At 70.7% G+C, this 17,150-nt stretch carries 15 protein-coding genes; 8 read left to right on the top strand and 7 right to left on the bottom strand.

Going from position 1 to position 17,150, the window contains the following annotated elements; all coding sequences use genetic code 11:
* The 6 genes from PKE84_RS09995 (at position 1) to PKE84_RS09970 (ending at position 6,126) form a co-directional block, all read left to right on the top strand.
* Positions 1–981 carry an ABC transporter permease gene (locus PKE84_RS09995; RefSeq protein WP_271177075.1) on the top strand — a complete coding sequence of 327 codons (981 nt, stop codon included), beginning with the start codon at positions 1–3 and terminating at the stop codon, positions 979–981.
* Entirely contained in the window at positions 978–1,928 is a 951-nt protein-coding gene (locus tag PKE84_RS09990) for an ABC transporter permease (RefSeq protein ID WP_271177074.1), read from the top strand. The genes PKE84_RS09995 and PKE84_RS09990 overlap by 4 nt, the downstream gene beginning before the upstream one ends.
* Complete coding sequence (locus PKE84_RS09985; protein WP_271177073.1) at positions 1,925–3,670, top strand: ABC transporter ATP-binding protein; 1,746 nt, start codon at positions 1,925–1,927, stop codon at positions 3,668–3,670. The genes PKE84_RS09990 and PKE84_RS09985 overlap by 4 nt, the downstream gene beginning before the upstream one ends.
* Positions 3,667–4,548, top strand: a complete 882-nt coding sequence (locus PKE84_RS09980; RefSeq protein ID WP_271177072.1) for an alpha/beta fold hydrolase — start codon at positions 3,667–3,669, stop codon at positions 4,546–4,548. The genes PKE84_RS09985 and PKE84_RS09980 overlap by 4 nt, the downstream gene beginning before the upstream one ends.
* Before the next feature lie 28 nt (positions 4,549–4,576).
* Entirely contained in the window at positions 4,577–5,770 is a 1,194-nt protein-coding gene (locus tag PKE84_RS09975; protein ID WP_271177071.1) for a glycoside hydrolase family 1 protein, read from the top strand.
* Between the two features lie 119 nt (positions 5,771–5,889).
* Positions 5,890–6,126 carry a three-helix bundle dimerization domain-containing protein gene (locus PKE84_RS09970; RefSeq protein ID WP_271177070.1) on the top strand — a complete coding sequence of 79 codons (237 nt, stop codon included), beginning with the start codon at positions 5,890–5,892 and terminating at the stop codon, positions 6,124–6,126.
* Between the two features lie 77 nt (positions 6,127–6,203).
* On the opposite strand, the gene PKE84_RS09965 is transcribed toward PKE84_RS09970, so the two are convergent.
* Together PKE84_RS09965 and gabT are read right to left on the bottom strand one after the other, a co-directional pair.
* Complete coding sequence (locus tag PKE84_RS09965) at positions 6,204–7,664, bottom strand: NAD-dependent succinate-semialdehyde dehydrogenase (protein ID WP_271177146.1); 1,461 nt, start codon at positions 7,662–7,664, stop codon at positions 6,204–6,206.
* Positions 7,665–7,729: 65 nt separating this feature from the next.
* Complete coding sequence (gabT, locus tag PKE84_RS09960; protein WP_271177069.1) at positions 7,730–9,088, bottom strand: 4-aminobutyrate--2-oxoglutarate transaminase; 1,359 nt, start codon at positions 9,086–9,088, stop codon at positions 7,730–7,732.
* 93 nt (positions 9,089–9,181) lie between these two features.
* Here gabT and PKE84_RS09955 point away from each other — a divergent pair, with 93 nt between their 5' ends.
* Positions 9,182–10,675: a PucR family transcriptional regulator gene (locus PKE84_RS09955; protein WP_271177068.1), complete on the top strand. Its 1,494-nt coding sequence runs from the start codon at positions 9,182–9,184 to the stop codon at positions 10,673–10,675.
* A 181-nt stretch (positions 10,676–10,856) separates the two neighbouring features.
* On the opposite strand, the gene PKE84_RS09950 is transcribed toward PKE84_RS09955, so the two are convergent.
* The 4 genes from PKE84_RS09950 to PKE84_RS09935 all read right to left on the bottom strand — a co-directional run bounded on the left by PKE84_RS09950 (position 10,857) and on the right by PKE84_RS09935 (position 15,281).
* The gene (locus tag PKE84_RS09950) at positions 10,857–11,705 is read right to left on the bottom strand and encodes a transglutaminase family protein (protein ID WP_271177067.1); all 849 of its coding nucleotides are present in this window, start codon (positions 11,703–11,705) and stop codon (positions 10,857–10,859) included.
* Positions 11,702–12,628, bottom strand: a complete 927-nt coding sequence (locus PKE84_RS09945) for an alpha-E domain-containing protein (RefSeq protein WP_271177066.1) — start codon at positions 12,626–12,628, stop codon at positions 11,702–11,704. Before PKE84_RS09945 ends, PKE84_RS09950 begins: the two co-directional genes overlap by 4 nt.
* A complete protein-coding gene (locus tag PKE84_RS09940) occupies positions 12,622–14,340 on the bottom strand; it encodes a circularly permuted type 2 ATP-grasp protein (protein ID WP_271177065.1) in 1,719 nt (572 codons plus the stop codon). The genes PKE84_RS09945 and PKE84_RS09940 overlap by 7 nt, the downstream gene beginning before the upstream one ends.
* Before the next feature lie 257 nt (positions 14,341–14,597).
* The gene (locus PKE84_RS09935) at positions 14,598–15,281 is read right to left on the bottom strand and encodes a pyridoxal 5'-phosphate synthase (protein ID WP_271177064.1); all 684 of its coding nucleotides are present in this window, start codon (positions 15,279–15,281) and stop codon (positions 14,598–14,600) included.
* A 166-nt stretch (positions 15,282–15,447) separates the two neighbouring features.
* On the opposite strand from PKE84_RS09935, the gene PKE84_RS09930 reads away from it, so the two are divergent.
* Complete coding sequence (locus PKE84_RS09930; protein WP_271177063.1) at positions 15,448–16,371, top strand: aldose 1-epimerase family protein; 924 nt, start codon at positions 15,448–15,450, stop codon at positions 16,369–16,371.
* Between the two features lie 147 nt (positions 16,372–16,518).
* On the opposite strand, the gene PKE84_RS09925 is transcribed toward PKE84_RS09930, so the two are convergent.
* Positions 16,519–17,124, bottom strand: coding sequence for a TetR/AcrR family transcriptional regulator (locus tag PKE84_RS09925; RefSeq protein WP_271177062.1), 606 nt, complete (start codon positions 17,122–17,124; stop codon positions 16,519–16,521).
* Between the last annotated feature and the right edge of the window lie 26 nt (positions 17,125–17,150).

Below are 17,150 nucleotides of genomic sequence, written 5' to 3'. Positions count from 1 at the left end.
ATGACGTACGCACTGCGCAAACTCGGCCTCTTCGTGCTCACCCTGTGGGCCGCCGTCACGTTGAACTTCATCCTGCCGCGCCTGATGCCCGGCTCACCCACCGACGCCGCGATCGCAAAACTCTCGCAGAACGGCCCGGTGACCCAGGCGACCCGTGACGCCATCGCGGCCCAGCTCGGCGTCCCGGGCGGCAACCTCTGGGATCAGTACGTGCACTACCTGCACCAGGTCGTCACCTTCGACTTCGGCGTCTCGTACACCTTCTATCCGCAGTCGGTGTCGGAGCTCGTCGGGCAGGCGTTCCCCTACACGATCGTGCTGCTCGGCATCGTGACCATCGTCGCGTTCGCCGTCGGAACACTGCTCGGGGTGCTCGCCGCCTGGAAGCGCAACACCTGGCTCGACTCCCTGCCGACCCTCACCGGCACCTTCGCGAGCACGTTCCCCTACTTCTGGACCGCGCTGCTGCTGTTGTTCTTCCTCGGCTACGTGCTGCACTGGTTCCCGACATCCGGAGCGTACGGGCCCACCGCGACACCCGGCTTCACCTGGGACTTCATGACGGACGTGGCGTACCACGCGGTGCTCCCGGCGGTCACCATCCTGATCACCTCGATCGGCGGCTGGATCCTCGGGATGCGCAACGCGATGATCAACACGCTGGGAGACGACTACGTGACCTTCGCCGAGGCCAACGGCCTCAAGGGCCGCACCGTCGCGATGAAGTACGCGGCCCGCAACGCGATCCTGCCGAACCTCACCGGCTTCGGCCTGGCGCTCGGCGGCGTGGTGGGCGGCTCGATCCTCGTCGAGCAGGTGTTCGGCTACCCCGGCATCGGCTTCCTGCTGTTCAACGCCGTGATCGGGCAGGACTACCCGCTCATGCAGGCGCTCTTCCTGCTCATCACGGTGAGCGTTCTCGTCGCCAACTTCCTCGTCGACATTCTGTACGGCGTACTCGACCCTAGGACCCGCCGATGACTACGACACAGAACATCAAGTCCATCTCCGTCGAGACGACGCACCCGCCACGGCGGTTCGCGTTCATCGGCCGCGTCACCGGCACCCTCTGGGCCAACTGGAAGTCGCGGCTCGGCCTGATCATCCTGGCGTTCTTCGTGCTCGTCGCGATCTTCGCCCCGCTGCTGGCCCCGTACGGCGCAACGCAGGACGGCTTCCCGCGCAACGCCGATCCCAGCCCCGAGCACTGGCTCGGCACGACGGCCGCAGGCGAGGATGTGCTCAGCCAGCTCATCTTCGGCGCCCGCGTCAGCGTGACGGTCGGCTTCATCGCCGGCCTGCTGTCGACGATCGTCGCCGTGCTGATCGGCCTCAGCTGGGGCTACATCCGGGGGTTCGGCGCCGAGGTCGTGAACTTCTTCGTGAACCTGTTCCTCGTCATCCCTGGCCTGCCGCTGATGATCGTGATCGCCGCGTATCTGCAGAACGGCGGCCTGTTCATGATCGTGACGGTCATCGTGATCACCGGCTGGGCGTGGGGTGCGCGCGTGCTGCGCAGCCAGACGCAGTCGCTGCGATCGCGCGACTTCGTGACCGCGGCGCGGTTCTCCGGCGACCGGCCGTTCCGCATCGTGTTCAGCGAGATCCTCCCGAACATGACCTCGCTGATCACCGGCAGCTTCTTCGGGGCGGCGACCGCCGCCATCCTGGCCGAGGCCGGCCTCGAGTTCCTGGGGCTCGGCGACTCGTCGATCGTCAGCTGGGGCACCATCCTCTACTGGGCGCAGAACTCGAACGCCCTGCTCACCGGCCAGTGGGCGCTGCTGTTCGCGCCCGGCCTCTGCATCGCACTGCTCGCCATGAGCCTCACGCTGATCAACTTCGGCGTCGACGCGATCAGCAACCCGCGCCTCCGTGAAGGTCGCCGCCGGCGCGAGAGCGCCGCCACTGAAAGGAAGACCCGATGAGTCAGCTGCTCGAGGTCCGCGACCTGTCCGTCGTCTACGAGTCGGCCGGCCAGACGCCGGTGCAAGCCGTCGACCACGTCTCCTTCACCGTCGGCGCCGGCGAGTTCGTCGGCCTGGTGGGCGAGTCCGGCTCTGGAAAATCGACGCTCGGCTTCGCGGTCACCCGACTGCAGAAGCCTCCGGCCCGCACGAACGGGGGAGAGATCCGGTTCGGCGGTCACGACATCCGCGAACTCGACGCCGAAGCGCTGCGACGCCAGCGTCAGGGCGGCTTCGCCATGGTGCTGCAGTCGGGCATGAATGCCCTGAACCCCGTCCGCACGGTGCGCAAGCACTTCGTCGACATCTTCCGCGCGCACGGCCACGTCGCCCGCGAACGCTGGGACGACCGGATGGCCGAGCTGGTCGAGAAGGTCGGCCTGACGCCGCAGGTGCTCGCGCGCTTCCCCGGTGAGCTCTCCGGAGGCATGCGCCAGCGCGTATCCATTGCCCTCGCACTCTCCCTCGAGCCGCAGCTCATGGTGTTCGACGAACCGACCACGGCACTCGACGTTCTGGTGCAGCACGCGATCATGGACACGATCACCGAGCTGCAGCGCTCGGAAGGCTTCACCGCCATCCTGATCAGCCACGACCTGGGCGTGGTGCTCGAGGCGACGCAGCGCGTGCTCGTCATGCACGACGGCCGGATCGTCGAGGATGCGCCGAGCCGCGACATCCTGGAGCGCCCGGAGCACGACTACACGCGGATGCTGCTGAGCCACTACGCCGACCCGCGCGGCGAGGTCGTCGAGCTGCCGGGCTTCCCGGCGCGGCGGTCGCCGAAGCGGGAGTCGTCGGTGCCGTCGCAGTCGTCAAGGCCGTCGGAGCCGTCGGGGCCGTCGCAGTCGTCGGGGCCGTCGCGCGACACCGGCGCGTCCGCACGCCAGGGCCGGTCGGCCGAGTCGGCGATCGTCGTCGACGGCGTCTCGAAGATCTACCCGCCGCCCCGCCGCGGCGAGAACCCCGTCACGGCCGTCGACAACGTGTCGTTCACGCTCGAGCCCGGTCAGTCGCTGGCGCTCGTCGGGGCGTCCGGCAGCGGCAAGTCGACCATCGCGAAGCTGGTGACCGGCGTCGAAAAGCCGACCTCCGGCACGGTGCGGTTCGGCGACCTCGACGTGCCGGGCCTGAACCGCAAGGGCATCCGGAACCTGCACAAGAACGTGCAGATGGTGTTCCAGGATCCGTATGCGGCGCTCAACCCGCTGCACTCGGTGGAGTACACGCTGACGCGGCCGATCGTGAACTTCACGGGTCTCAGCGGGCGGGATGCCCGGCGGCGCGTGCTCGAACTGCTGGAGACGGTCGGTCTCACCCCGGTCGAGCAGTTCGCAGCGAAGCTCCCTCACCAGCTCTCGGGCGGTCAGCGGCAGCGCGTCGTGATCGCACGGGCGCTCGCCAGCGACCCGCAGGTGCTCATCGCCGACGAGCCCGTCTCGATGCTCGACGTCTCCCTGCGCGCCGGCGTGCTCGCTCTGCTCGAAGACCTGCGCGAGCGATGGGGCGTCTCGATGCTCTACATCACGCACGACCTGCTGTCGGCGCGGCTCATCACCGACGACATCCTGGTGCTGAACGCGGGCCGCGTGGTCGAGCGCGGGGCGACAGCCGAGGTGCTCCAGCATCCGAGCGACCCCTACACGATCCAATTGCTCGACGCCGTGCCGAACCCGGCGCGCACTCGGGAGGCGCTCGCGTGACCGCGCCGGCATCCGGACCGTCGTTCGCTCGGATCGAGCCCTTCGGTGCGCAGCCCGTGCCCGACGGGGTCGAGGTGCTGGGCCTCCCGTCGACGGCCGGGACGCTGACCGCGTACCGGGCGAGACCGTCTGCTGCGCCCACACGCGGAGTCGTACTGATCGTGCCCGGTTTCACCGGGTCGAAGGAAGACTTCCGCACGTTCCTCCCGCTGCTCGCCGCGCAGGGGTGGGAGGCGTGGTCGTACAGTCAGCGCGGGCAGGCCGACTCGGCCGCGCCGGCCGGCATCGGTTCGTACGCATTGGACGCCTTCGCCTCCGACGCCGTCGCTGCCGCCGAACTCCTCGGAGAGGGACGACCCGTGCACCTGGTGGGCCACAGCTTCGGCGGCATCGTCGCCCAGGCGGCCGCGATCGCATCACCCGCGTCGTTCGCCTCGGTCACGATGCTCTGCTCAGGTCCGCACGGCTGGCCCGGCCGTCATCAGGAGACCTCCGACACGGTCGCCGCGCACGGATCGATCGGGCTCTGGGATCGCGACAACCCCCACACCATCGGGCTCCCGGATGACCGGCTGACGCCCGACGAGGCCTTTCTGCGCCTCCGTGCCGCGCGCACCTCGAGCGACAACCTCCTCGCCGCGGCCGAGATCCTGCGCACCCACTCCGACACCACCGACGAGCTGCGCGCAGCCGGTCTGCCTGCGCTCGTCGCCCACGGCGAGTTCGACGAAGCGTGGCCGATCGCCGATCAGCGCGACATGGCCGAGCGCCTGGGCGCCCGCTACACGGTGATCCCGGGCGGCGCCCACTCACCGCAGCTCGAGGCGCCGGCGGCGACCGCCGCGGCGCTCGACGACTTCTTCACCTCCGTCTCCTGAGCCGACCCGGGCCGAGACGAAACCACCGATGAACAGGAGAACTGTGCTCACCTTCCCCGACGGCTTCCTGTGGGGTGCGGCTACTGCCGCCCACCAGATCGAAGGCAACAACATCAACAGCAACTGGTGGGTGCACGAGCACACCCTGGGCACCTCGATCGTCGAGCCGTCCGGTGACGGCATGGACAGCTATCACCGCTACCGCGAAGACATGCGGCTCCTCGCCGACGCCGGGCTGAACACCTACCGGTTCAGTGTGGAGTGGGCCCGCATCGAGCCCGAGCGCGGCTTCGTGTCCCGCGCCGAGATCGACCACTACCGCCGCATGGTCGATGCCGCCCACGAGTTCGGGCTCAACCCGGTCGTGACGTTGATGCACTTCACGGTGCCGCGCTGGTTCGAGCGCGACGGTTTCTGGCGCGCTCCGGATGCGGCGGACCTGTTCGCCCGCTACACCGAGCTCGCGCTTCCGATCGTCTCCGACGGCGTCGACTACGTCTGCACGATCAACGAGCCCAACATCGCGGCCATGCTCGCGGGAGGAGAGGACGCGGCGAACCTGGTCGCCTACGGGCTCCCCAACCCGGATCTCGGGGTCGCGGATGCTCTGCTCGCCTCGCACCGGCGTTCGCGTGAGGTGCTGTCGCAGGTCTCCGGGCTGAAGAGCGGATGGACCATCGCGACCCAGGCGTTCCGCTCGAACGGCGAGCCCGGCTCGGACGAGAAGCTGCGCGAGTACGGCTACCCGCGCGACGACTGGTACCTCGAGCAGTCCGCCGGCGACGACTTCGTCGGCGTGCAGGCGTACACGCGCACCTTCATCGGCCCGAACGGACCGCTTCCGGTGGCCGATGATGTGGAGACCACGCTCACGGGCTGGGAGTTCTACCCGCCCGCGGCGGCCGAGGGCGTGCGCAGCGCGTGGGAGCTGTCCGGCGGCGTCCCCGTTATGATCACCGAGAACGGCATCGCGACCTCCGACGACGAGCGACGTATCGCCTACACGGATGCCGCGCTGCGCGAGCTGCACGCGGTGATCGAGGACGGCATTCGGCTCGAGGGCTACCTGCACTGGAGCGCACTCGACAACTACGAGTGGGCGAGCGGGTACCGTCCGACCTTCGGGCTCATCGCCGTCGATCGCGAGACCTTCGTGCGCACGCCGAAGCCCTCGCTCGCCTGGCTGGGCTCCGTCGCCCAGGCCAACGCCCTCCCCGCCTAGTCCCCCTGCAATCGAGTCCGGGAGAAATCGCGTCTCCGCCCGCGCGGCGAGCGACTTCTCCCGGACTCGATCGCGTCGGCAGAGGTTGACCGTTCACCTCAGACGGGGATAATCGCGCAATGAGCGATCAGCAGCCCGGCGACCACGTCGCCGACGAAGAGAACATCGCGGTCGAGCATGCGGCCGACCGACTGGCGGAACGGTTCCCTCAGGTCGACCGCGACCACATCGAGGAGCTCGTCGATGAGGAGCACGACACGTTCGAGGGCGCGCCGGTGCGCGACTTCGTTCCCGTGCTCGTCGAGCACGACGTCAAACAGAAGCTCGCCGAAGAACTCTCCGACGACCGCACCTGACCCGCACGCAATCGAGTCCGGGCAAAATCAGCTGGCGCGCGGCGCGCAGCGTGATTAAGCCCGGACTCGATTGAAGGTCAGGAGGCGGGGATCAGCGTGTACTTGGGGCTCAGGTACTCGTGGATGCCCTCGAGTCCGCCCTCGCGACCGAGGCCCGACTGCTTCACGCCGCCGAAGGGAGCAGCCGCGTTCGACACCAGGCCCGTGTTGAGGCCCATCATGCCGGTGTCGATGCGGTCGATCATCCGCTGCCCGCGGGCGAGATCTCGCGTGAACACGTAGCCGACGAGACCGTATTCGGTCGAATTGGCCGTGGCCACCGCCTCGTCCTCCGTCGCGAACGTCGAGATCGCCAGCACCGGGCCGAAGATCTCCTCGTTCAGGATGTCGCTGCCGGGCTTCACATCGGTGATGACCGTCGGCTCGAAGAAGTAGCCGTCGCCCTCCGGCGCCGAGCCCCCGGTGAGCACGCGGGCGCCTCGCGATGACGCGTCCGCAATGAGCTCGCCCATCGACGCAACCGCGCGCTCGTCGATCAGCGGGCCGATCGTCACACCGTCGTCGGTTCCGCGCCCGACCTGCAGCGCCTGAACCCGCTCGGTGACGCGCGCGGCGAACTCCTCGGCGATCGACTCGTGCACGATGAACCGGTTCGCCGCCGTGCAGGCCTGGCCGATGTTGCGGAACTTCGCGAGCATCGCGCCCTCCGCCGCCTTCTCCAGGTCGGCGTCCTCGAACACGACGAATGGCGCGTTCCCGCCCAGTTCCATCGAGGTGCGCAGTACGTTCTGCCCGGCCTGCGCGAGGAGGCGGCGCCCGACCGGCGTCGAGCCCGTGAACGACAGCTTGCGCAGCCGCGGGTCGGCGATGATCGGCTCGGAGAGCGCACCGGCCGTGCTGGTCTGCACCACGTTGACGACACCGGCGGGCACGCCGGCATCCGTCAGCAGCTGCGCGAAGAACAGCGTCGTGAGGGGCGTGAGCTCGGCGGGCTTGACGACCACCGTGCAGCCGGCAGCGAGCGCCGGGGCGATCTTGCGGGTGGCCATCGCCAGCGGGAAGTTCCACGGCGTGATCAGGAAGCACGGCCCCACGGGTCGCTGCGAGACGACCATGGTTCCCGTGCCCTCGGGGTTCTGCCCGTAGCGGCCCGAGATGCGCACGGCCTCCTCGCTGAACCAGCGGAGGAATTCGCCGCCGTAGGTCACCTCGCCGTTGGCCTCCGCGAGCGGCTTGCCCATCTCCAGCGTCATCAGCAACGCGAAGTCGTCACGCCGCTCCTGCAGCAGGTCGAACGCGCGCCGCAGGATCTCGGCGCGGGTGCGGGGCGGGGTCGCCGCCCACGCCTCCGCCGCCTCGACGGCCGCGTCCAGAGCACGGATGCCGTCTTCCGGTGCCGCATTGGCGATGCGCTTGATGACGCGACCCGTCGCCGGATCGCTGACCTCGATGGGGTCGCGCGTTCCGGCCTCCCAGCGGCCGCCGATGTACAGGCCGTCCGGGACGCGGGAGAGCAGCTCGCGTTCGCGCTCGGTCAGCTCGGGAGCCGGCACGGCGCTCGCGGCGCTTGCGGCGCTTGCAGCGGCTGCAGTGTCCACGGCGCTCATGCGTTCGCCAGCGCTTCCGCGACGACGTCGAGACCCTCGACGAGCAGGTGATCCGGGATGCTCAGGGGCGGCAGGAACCGGATGACGTTGCCATACGTCCCACAGGTCAGCAGCACGACGCCGGCGGCGTGGACCGCAGCCGCCACGGCCGAGGTGAGTGCGGCATCCGGCTCGCCCGTCTCGGGGTCGACGAGTTCGATCGCGACCATCGCGCCACGGCCGCGCACCTCGGCGACGCGCGGGTCGGCGTCGCGCAGGGCGCCGAGCTTCTCGAACAGGATCTCGCCGATCTCGCGGGCCCGCTCGGCCAGGTTCTCGGTCTCGTAGGTCTCGATCGTGGCGAGCGCGGCCACGCAGGCGAGCGGGTTGCCGCCGTACGTGCCGCCGAGGCCGCCCAGCTGCGGGGCGTCCATGATCTCGGCCCGGCCGGTGACCGCGGAGAGCGGCAGCCCGCCCGCGATCCCCTTCGCGGTGACGATCAGGTCGGGCACGATGCCGAACTGCTCGGAGGCGAACATGGTGCCGGTGCGGGCGAAGCCGGTCTGGACTTCGTCGACGATGAAGACGACGCCGTTCGCGGCGGCCCAGTCGGCCAGGGCGGGCAGGAAGCCGTCGGCGGGGACGATGAATCCGCCCTCGCCCTGGATCGGCTCGATGATGAGGGCGGCGAGGTTGGAGGCGCCGATCTGCTTCTCGATCATGCTGATCGCACGCTTCGCCGCCTCGGCACCAGACAGGCCGCCATCCCGCAGCGGGTACGACAGCGGCGCGCGGTAGATCTCGGGAGCGAACGGACCGAAGCCGTTCTTGTACGGCTGGTTCTTGGCGGTCAGGCCCATCGTGAGGTTGGTGCGGCCGTGATAGGCGTGGTCGAAGGCGACGACGGCCTGCTTGCCGGTGTAATGCCGGGCGATCTTGACGGCGTTCTCGACGGCCTCAGCGCCCGAGTTGAACAGGGCGCTGCGCTTGGCGTGGTCGCCCGGGGTGAGCCTGTTGAGCGCCTCCGCCACGTCGACGTAGGAGTCGTACGGGGCGACGGTGAAGCAGGTGTGTGTGAACTTCGCGAGCTGAGCCGTCACGGCCTCGACCACGCGCGGGGCCGAGTTGCCGACACCCGTCACGGCGATGCCCGATCCGAAGTCGATGAGTGAGTTGCCGTCGACGTCGACGAGAACACCGCCGCCCGCCGCAGCAGCGAACACCGGGACGGTGGCTCCGACGCCCGCGGCGACGGCCTGCGACTTGCGCTCCATGCGCTTGCGCGACTCCGGTCCGGGGATGGGCGTGACGAGCCGGCGCTCCTGTGGGAGGGCGGGCCCGCCGATGACGGTGGCGGGGGTGTCGACGATGGTCATGGGGGCATCGTAAGGAGACGCGAGCACGCACGGCATCGACACCTCGTACAATTGCGTTGCCCGCGTTCGACATGCTGGCAGATCGGAGAGGCCGTGCCCGCGTCACTCGCCCAGCTTCTCGCGCGACCCGAGCTCGCCCTCCGGCTCCTCACGCCGAGCAGCCCGGAGGCGCTGGAGCGCCCGGTCCCCTGGGTGCACAGCTCCGAGCTGACCGACCCGACGCCGTTCCTCAGCGACGGTCAGGTGCTGCTCGTGACGGGGGTGCCGGATGACGTCGAACCGTACGTCGCCCGCCTCGTCGGCCACGGCATCGCCGGGCTCGGCTTCGGAACCGAGGTCGTGCGCGACGGCACCCCGGATGCGCTGGTCGACGCCTGCGTCCGTCACGGCCTCCCGCTGTTCGAGGTGCCGTACCGCACGCCGTTCATCGCGATCGCCCGGTTCGTCGCCGACCGGGTCGCCGCCGATGCCTACGCGCGGAACACCTGGGCGCTGCGCGCGTCCCGTGCGATCTCGCTGGCCGCACTCCGGTCGGACGCCCTGGGCGCGACTCTCGCAGAGCTCGCCCGGCAGATCGAGCGGCCGGTCGCCCTCGTCGGTGCGGCGGGCGCCGTCGAGCGGGTGTTCCCGGCGAACGCACTCCGAGCATCCGACCGCCTCGCGCTCGCCGACGGCGCCGAACCGTTGCTGCGGGGACGCCGCCGTGCCGCAGCCACCGCCCCGGTCGGCGCCGACATGTTCGCGCTGCAGACCCTCGGCGCGGCCGGCCGCCTGCGCGGGGTGCTCGCGATCGGCGGCAGCGAGTCACTCGACCAGGCGGCCCAGCAGGTGGTCACCGGCGTCGTCGCGCTGGCCGGCCTCGCCCTGGAGCAGAGCCGGGCGACGGACGCGGCGCGCGGGCGCCTGCGCACGGCGGTGTGGCGCGCGCTGCTGGCCGGAGATCACGACCTCGCCGCCTCGATCGCCGAGCCGGTGCTCGGGGCCTTGCCGACGGGTCCGGTGCGGGTCGGGCTGCTCACGGGCGCGGCCGTCGACGCCGCGGCGGAGTGGCTCGAGCTGCACCCGGAGGAGAGCGACCTGTTCGCGCGCGACGGGGACGGGCTCGTGCTGCTGCTCGCGAACGCGGCCGAGTCGGCGGTGTCGGCGGAGTCGGTGCGGACGGTCGAACGCGTCGCTTCGCGCTTCGAACTGCGCGGCGGCGTCTCAGCCCCCGGTTCGATCGCGGGGGTCGCGCGGGCGCTGCAGCAGGCGACCGCCGCCCTGGACCGTGCGAGCGCCGACACCCCCGTTCGCGCCTTCGACGACCTGGCCGAGGGCGGGATGCTCGCCCTGCTGCAGACCGACGACGCCCGGGCCGTCGCCACCGCCGCTCTGGCACCGCTCGTCGCGGCCGACCCGTCGCTGCCGGCGGTGCTGCGCACCTGGCTCGACCACAACGGCGTGTACGACGTGGCCGCTCGCGAACTGGGCATCCACCGCCACACCCTGCGTGCGCGCGTCGCGGACGCCGAACGCCTGCTCGGCCGGGACCTCGGCGACTTCGCGGCCCGCGCCGACCTCTACGCGGCGCTCACGGCCGCCGGCTGACCGCCGCGCGCGGGCCGGAGGCGGCCTGCCCGCAGCCTGTCGGTCGCCCGCCCGCGTAACTCCGGAACTTCCCCACCGAAACCCCCAATCTTCCGGATTCACCCAGAGACACGCCGTCCCGACCCCCGACCTTCCGGAATTACGCGGAGACCACAGCCCCGCCCGCGTCACGCCGCCAGCCTCACGACTCCCGCGTGATCGACACCGAGACGAACAACTCCGACCCCGCCGAGCCCGCGTACACCCCGCGCAGCGGCGCCACATCCGTGTAGTCGCGCCCGTGCCCCACGCGCACGTGCCGGTCGCCGATGTCGAGCTGGTTCGTCGGGTCGTACCCGTGCCACGTGCCGCAGAACCATTCCACCCAGGCGTGCGACTCCCCCACCACCGTCTCACCGATGGCGGCGTCCGGGCGTGGATGCAGGTACCCCGACACGTACCTGGCCGGGATGCCCACCGATCGCAGCGCGCCGACCGCCACGTGCGCGATGTCCTGGCACACGCCCTTCTTCGACTCCCAGGCCTCCGCCGCCGTCGAGCTGACCCCCGTCACCCCGCTGACGTACTCCATCGCCTCGCCGACCGCCTCGCAGATCGCGTGCGCCGCACCGCACGGATCGTCGCCGGCCGCCTCCCGCACCGACGCCGCCAGCGCGACCACGGACTCCGGAGGCTCGGTCAGCTCCGTCTGCCGCAGCTGCTGCACCTGCTCGCCCGACCGCCGCACCTGCTCGTCCAGCTGCTCCCAGCCGAGCACCGGCACCGGATGCGGCGCCTCGAGCACTTCGACCAGGCTGCTGGCCGTGATCGTCAGCTCCCGGTGCGGAGCGAGCACGTCGAAGGCCAGAACCCGCGTGCCCCAGTAGTCGGTGTACTGGTGATGCGACGAGACCGGATGCACGTCCAGGTTCGCGTGCAGCACCAGCTGCCGCTCGCCGGAGACGGGGAGCATCCTGGCCTCGTTGTACGACGCCGTCACCTCGGCGTCGTAGCGGAAACCTGTCGAGTGCGTGACCCTCAGCCGTTTCATCCTTTGTCTCCGATCCAGCTGGGCGCGACGTTCTCGGGGAAGTACCGGCGCCGGATCGCCTCGGTGGCCGCGCTCGTCGCATCCTGGATGTCGGACATGTACGCGGGCAGGTCGTCGAGCACCTCGGCCACGGGACGGAATTCGAGCTCGCTCTGGATCTGCCCGAGCATCCGCTGCGCGCGATCGGAGACGCCGGCCCGTTCGAGTCGCGGCTCGATGTCGCGCAGGCTCTCCACGGCGCGGGTCACCGAGTACAGGATGCTGCGCGGGAACAGCCGGTCGTGCAGCAGGAACTCCGCCGCGTTCCTGGCCGACGGCACCCCGCGGTACGTGCGCAGGTACGGCTCGTACGCGCCGCACGAGCGCAGGATGGTCGTCCAGCTCGGTCCGCTCGCCTCGGTCAGCGAGCGGGTGGCCAGCAGGCGGGCAGTCATGTCCGCCCGTTCCAGGCTGCGCCCGAGCGTGAAGAAGTGCCATGCCTCGTCGCGGCTCGCACTCGAGTCCATGATGCCGACGGCGAGCGCCGTGCGGTCGCGCACCCAGGTGAAGAACTCGTGCACCTTGTCGCTCGTGACGCGGCGGGGCATCCGGGCGCTGGTGGTGTTGAGGCACTCCCACAGCTCGGTCGAGACGATCTCGCGGGCGCGGCGGGCGTTCTCCCTGGCCGCGCCGAGCGAGTACACGATGGATGCCGGCGCGCTGCGATCGACGGCCAGGATGCGCAGGACGTCCTCCCGCGCCAGCTCGCCGTCGGGCGCCTCGCTGCCCATCACGCCGAGCAGGGAGCGGCAGGCGGTGTCCTCGTCGATCCACGGATCCTCGAGCAGCAGCTGCAGGTGCACGTCAAGGATGCGCGCGGTGCCGTCGCTGCGCTCGATGTAGCGTCCGATCCAGAACAGGCTCGACGCGATGCGGCTCAGCATGCGGACTCCTCGTCGCCCACGGGCTGGCGCGGCCGCCGCGGATACGGCACCGGGTCCTGCCTGCTCTGCTGCTGCCGACTCTGTTGCTGTTGCTGCTGCTGGTCGCTGCGCGGGGCGTCCTGGTCCGAATGGTCCGGCGGGTGCTGCGTTCCGTAGGTCGCGAGCGAGGTCGACGCCTGATCCGCGACGAGGTCGGAGACGCCGCGCCCCTCCTGGCCGGGCTCCGGCGCCGCTCCCGGCATCCCGACCACCCAGGTGTCCTTGGATCCGCCGCCCTGGCTGCTGTTGACGACGAGCTGGCCCTCGGCGAGCGCGACGCGCGTGAGACCGCCGGGCAGCACCCAGACGTCGCGGCCGTCGTTGACCGCGAACGGGCGGAGGTCGACGTGACGCGGGCGCATCCCGTCTTCGACGAGCGTCGGGATGGTCGACAGCTGCACCACCGGCTGAGCGATCCAGCCCCGGGGGTCGGCGAGCAGCCGGGACTTCAGCTCGGCGAGCTCCTTCTTGTTCGCATCCGGTCCGATCACCAGGCCCTTGCCGCCGCTGCCGTCCACCGGCTTGATCACGAGCTCGTCCAGCCGGTCGAGCACCTCGGCGAGCGCCTCCGGATCCTCCAGCCGCCAGGTGTCGACGTTGGGGATCACCGGTTCCTCGGCGAGGTAGTACCGGATGAGGTCGGGAAGGTAGGTGTAGACGAGCTTGTCGTCCGCGACGCCGTTGCCGACCGCGTTCGCGATCGTCACATTGCCGAGCCGGGCTGCCAGCATCAGGCCGGGCGTTCCGAGCACCGAGTCGACGCGGAACTGCAGCGGATCGATGAACTCGTCGTCGATCCGGCGGTAGATCACGTCGACCCGCTGCGGGCCGGAGGTGGTGCGCATCCACACCTTGCCGCCGGAGCAGAACAGATCGCGGCCCTCGACGAGCTCGACACCCATGAGCCGCGCGAGGAGGGTGTGCTCGAAATACGCCGAGTTGTAGACGCCCGGTGTGAGCACCACGACGTTCGGCGCCTCCATGCCGCCGGGCGCGCTCGCCCGCAGCGCCTGCAGCAGCCGGTACGGATAGTCGCCGACCGGGCGGACGCGCATCGAGGTGAACAGCTCCGGGAGGGTCTGCGCCATGACGCGCCGGTTCGAGATCACGTAGCTCACGCCGCTCGGCACGCGCACGTTGTCTTCGAGAACGCGCCACTCCCCGCGTTCATCCCTGATCAGGTCGATGCCCGACACCTGGATGCGCACGCCGTTCGCGCTCTCGATGCCGGCCGCGGCCCGATGGAAGTGCGCCGACGACGTGATGAGCCCCGCCGGGATGACGCCGTCGCGCACGGCGTTCTGCGCGCCGTAGACGTCGCTCAGAAAGGCCTCGAGCGCATGGACCCGCTGTTTGACGCCGGCTTCGACGCGCATCCACTCGCGCTGCTCGATCACGCGCGGAACCGCGTCCAGCGGGAACGGACGCTCCTCTCCGGCGAAGTCGAAGGTCACGCCCTGGGCGAGGTACGAACTGGCGAGGGCATCGGTGCGGCCGCGCAGCTCGTCCTGGGTGAGGGCGGCGAGGGCGGTGTAGAGCTCGCGGTAGGCGGGGCGGGCGTTGGCCGCCTCGGCGGAGCGGCCGTAGTCGCCGAACATCTCGTCCCAGGCGGCGCTTCTCCCCCGCCGCCTGCGCACGGCCAGACTGCCGTAGCTGTCGAAGAGATCTCCCATGTCCGGACACTACCCAGCGCGCGTTTCCCCCACGTTTCCCCACGTTTCGTTCTCGCTACGCTCCGCCGCGCCCCGCCGCGCCCGCCCAGCCTCCCCCTCCTACGGATCGACGCGATCGACTCAAACGACTGAATCGAGTCGGGCCTTAATCACGCCCAGCGCCCCTCAGGCGTGATTAATCCCCGACTCGATGAAATGGCTCGGCCGAACGACTCGACCGAGCGATCTGATCGAACCGGGGTGGCGGGCGCAGGGGCTCAGGGCTGCAGGCGGGCGTGCGTCCAGGGCGCGGCAACCGAGATACGGCGGTACGCGAGGCGGCGGTGCAGGCGGGACGTACGCCCCTGCCAGAACTCGATCGACGTCGGCACCAGGCGGTAGGCGGCCCAATCGCCGGGCATCCGGATGGCGTCCGAACCCTCATCGAGCGCAGCCGCCCGCGCCGCGAGCCCGCCCTCGTCGTCGAGCGGCGCACCCTGTCGTGAGGCGGCCGTCGTCGCCTGCGCCGCCCGCGGTCGATCGGCGAAGAGCGCCGCAGACTCGGCGTCGGAGAGCCGCTCCACCGGTCCTTCCACCCGCAACTGCTGCATCGTCTCCCGCCAGTAGAACCCGAGCGCCGCGTAGGGCGTCGCCGCGAGGTCGCGACCCTTGCGGCTCGACGTGTAGGTGCCGAACAGGAAGCCCTGCGCATCGAGGTCCTTGACCAGGATGATCCGCGTCGACGGAAGCACGGTGCCGCCATCGACCGCGCCCGCCGTCGCGAGGGAGGCCGCCCACGGCTCCCGCACGGCCGCCGCCTCCGCACCGTCGAGCCACGCCCGCAGCAGCGGCACGGGATCGTTCGGCGGCGCGTCGAACTCGGCCAGCACGAGGCTTTCGTCGCCGCTCAGCGCCGCCCGCTCCGGGATGCCCGCACCGGTCTCTTCTCGCGTCTCCGACATGACATCGACTGTACTCACGGCCGGGATGACGGCGATCGCCCCGCCACGACGGCGACCGGCCCCACGGCGGCGATCGGCCCCACCATGACGGCGATCGGACCCGGGATGACGCGGATCGAAACCGGGATGCGCTGTGCTCGGCCCCGGGATTCGGCAGAATGGCCAGATGACCACTCCGATCTCCGGGACCCACTACGGCCTCAGCGCTGGCGACTACCACGCGACCATCGCCTCCGTGGGCGCCACCCTCCGCACGCTCGAATTCAAGGGGCGCCCGCTCGTCGTCCCGTTCGACGCCGATGAGGTGCGACCTGCATTCCGCGGCGCGACGCTCGCGCCCTGGCCGAACCGCGTCGCCGACGGCCGCTACACCTTCAACGGCGTGGAGCAGCAGCTGCCGCTCACCGAGCCCGCCCGCGGCAACGCCCTGCACGGCCTGGCCGCCTGGCTGGACTTCGAGGTCGTCGACCGCTCCGCGAGCAGCGTCACTCTCGAGGCGACCATCGAAGCGCAGGCCGGCTACCCGCACCGCGTCGACGTCGACGTCACCTTCACCCTCGACGAGGAGGGCCTGCACACCGCCGTCACCGCCACCAACTCCGGCACCGACGCCGCGCCCTGGGGCACCGCCCCGCATCCCTACCTCGTCGCCGGCCCCGGACGCGTCGACGACTGGGCGCTCCACCTCCCGGCGTCGACGGTGCTCACCGTCACCGAGGACCGCCTCCTCCCCGTTGGAAACGCCGACGTGCAGACGGAGAACGGCGGAGCCTTCGACTTCCGCACCCCGCACCTCATCGGCGACCTCTTCATCGACCACGCCTTCACCGACCTCGAGCGCGACGATGCCGGCATCACGACCGTCACCGTCCGCGCCGCCGACGGCAGCGGAACCGCGATGACCTGGGACACCGCGTGCCCGTGGGTGCAGATCCACACCGCCGACAACCCGGCATCGGATGCCCACCGGGCCGGTCTCGCGGTCGAGCCGATGACCTGCCCGCCCGACGCGTTCAACTCGGGCATCGACCTGATCGTGCTCGAGCCCGGCGCGACGTCGACGGCGAGCTGGGTCATCCGCGCCGCCTAGGGCCAGCCACGCGAGGCGCGCCACGCTCGGACCGCCCGTAACTCCGGAAGTCCGAGGCGACACGCGGCCCACTGCGGCATGACTCCGAATGCTCGACGCCGATCAGGCCCGATCATCCGGAGTTGTGCAGGGCCCGATCATGCGGAGTCATGCGCCGGCCAGCCTCGCGCGCAGCGACGCCAGCAGCAGATCGACCCCGAGGTCGAACGCGCGGTCCGCCCGAACCTGCCCGGGTTCGCCGCCCGCCACCAGCCGGCCGAGTGCGCTCCCCGGTTCCGCCTGCCACACCTCGGGCGGCGCCGACAGGTCGAGCCCGGAGCCCAACGCGAAGGCATCGAGCACGGCCACGATCACGAGCACCTCGTCGTCGGGGAACCCGGCAGACAGCAGGGCCTCGGCGAGCGCTTCGTAGTAGCCGAGCACGGTCACATCCGTCACCGGCTTGCCGACCAGCAGCGGCAGCACGAGCGGATGCTCGGCGAACATCGCGCGCTGCGAGCGCACCACGTACGCGACGACGGCGTCCCAGGCGAGCCCGTCGGGAACCGAGATCGCCGCCCGCACCGCGAGGCGCCCGCGCATCAGCTCGACGATCGCATCCCTGCCCTCGACGTGGTTGTAGAGCGACGACGGCGTAACACCGAGTTCGCGGGCGAGCGCGTTGACGCCGAACGCCTTGCCGGCGTCGACCAGGGCGATCGCCGCGTCGGCGATCCTGTCGGCGCTCAGGATGGGCGATGACGGTCTCGGCACGGCCTCCCCTTCCGCTCGCGGCTCAC

Source organism: Leifsonia poae (genome assembly GCF_027921845.1).
In the GTDB taxonomy this organism is placed as follows: Bacteria; Actinomycetota; Actinomycetes; order Actinomycetales; family Microbacteriaceae; genus Leifsonia; species Leifsonia poae.
The sequence above is the reverse complement of the archived record's forward strand: the minus strand, read 5'-3'. Positions and strand labels throughout refer to the sequence as shown.